Raw genomic sequence first — 452 nt, forward strand, 5'->3', positions numbered from 1 at the left:
ATGAGATTTCCCATGGCGCAAGCCAGTAAGATCCCTGAAAGATGATCAGGTGGATAGGTCCGGTGTGGAAGTGTGGTGACACATGGAGCTGACGGATACTAATCGATCGAGGACTTAATCAAACAGTTTTCCGGTTTTACCTTCTCATGTATCTGGTTTTCAGAGAATGAAACATTTCTCTTATAACCTTGTCTGGCGGCTATAGCGAAGAGGCCACACCCGTTCCCATCTCGAACACGGAAGTTAAGCTCTTCAGCGCCGATGGTAGTTGGGGGTTTCCCCCTGCGAGAGCAGGACGCTGCCAGGCTTAAAAATGGAGGATTAGCTCAGCTGGGAGAGCATCTGCCTTACAAGCAGAGGGTCGGCGGTTCGATCCCGTCATCCTCCACCATATTTATGCCGGCCTAGCTCAATTGGTAGAGCAACTGACTTGTAATCAGTAGGTTGGGGGT

Annotated in this window: 1 tRNA gene and 2 rRNA genes; all 3 read left to right on the forward strand. The window is 50.2% G+C overall.

Annotation, left to right across the window (positions count from 1 at the left end):
- Nucleotides 1–122 (forward strand): 23S ribosomal RNA (locus AC0TWI_RS04750); the annotation flags it as partial.
- Nucleotides 123–191: 69 nt separating this feature from the next.
- Nucleotides 192–307, forward strand: a 5S ribosomal RNA gene (gene rrf, locus AC0TWI_RS04755).
- An 8-nt stretch (nt 308–315) separates the two neighbouring features.
- A tRNA-Val gene (locus AC0TWI_RS04760) sits at nt 316–391 on the forward strand.
- Nucleotides 392–452: the final 61 nt, after the last annotated feature.

Source organism: Lederbergia sp. B243.17 (assembly GCF_057657925.1).